A 791-nucleotide genomic window follows, 5' to 3' on the forward strand; every position below is an offset into this window, starting at 1 on the left:
ACGGGATCACCTGTATGATGGCCGGGCTGCTTTTGCTGAAGCTGCTCCATCCAAAGAAAGCTGTAGAGAATCCAAAGGAGATCATCAGCATTCCGAAGGCTATGATGAAAGATAAACCATACCTGGTCTTTATAGGAGCCATGATCCTTTTCGGATTCGTTTTTCTCCAGTATTTCTCCACCATGCCGCTGTATTATTCGAAGGTGCATTTTTTAACTGAATTCGAAATAGGATTATTATTAGGCCTCAATGGTTTCCTGATTTTCCTGTTTGAAATGCCCCTCATCAAGTACCTGGAGTCAAAAGTGAGATCCACACTCTTTCATGTCATCACGGGAGCCATTCTTGTGGCTATTAGTTTTCTGCTTATCAACCTTACAGGATGGGTGGGCATCCTGGTAGTGGGCATGATCTTTTTAACTATTGGGGAAATGATCGCTTTTCCTTTTTCCAACAGCTTCGCCCTCAAAAGAGCCGAAGGCGGAAAACAAGGGGCTTATATGGCTTTATACAGTATCTCCTTCTCCACGGGTCATATCTTTGGCCATAATTCGGGCATGCAATTAATCGACAAGTTTGGTTACAGCCTTACCTGGAACGTGATGATCGTGCTTTCCCTGATCACCTGCGGACTTCTTGTCTATGTCTTGTTTCTGGTAAAGAAGGAAGAAAATTCTACCATTTTGGAACCCTCAGGAAACCGGAAAACTTTTAAGTAGAGTCCAGGAAGAAGCGGGATAATAGCCTGTTCAAAGAACTTATCCCACATTATTTTTAAAAAGCTTCTTCTT

General features: G+C 42.7%; 1 protein-coding gene. It reads left to right on the forward strand.

Going from position 1 to position 791, the window contains the following annotated elements:
* Positions 1 to 719, forward strand: a 719-nt coding sequence (locus HC176_RS15565; RefSeq protein WP_167919892.1) for an MFS transporter, incomplete at its 5' end; no start/stop codon positions are given.
* Positions 720 to 791 lie beyond the last annotated feature (72 nt).

The organism is Tamlana crocina (genome assembly GCF_012037625.1).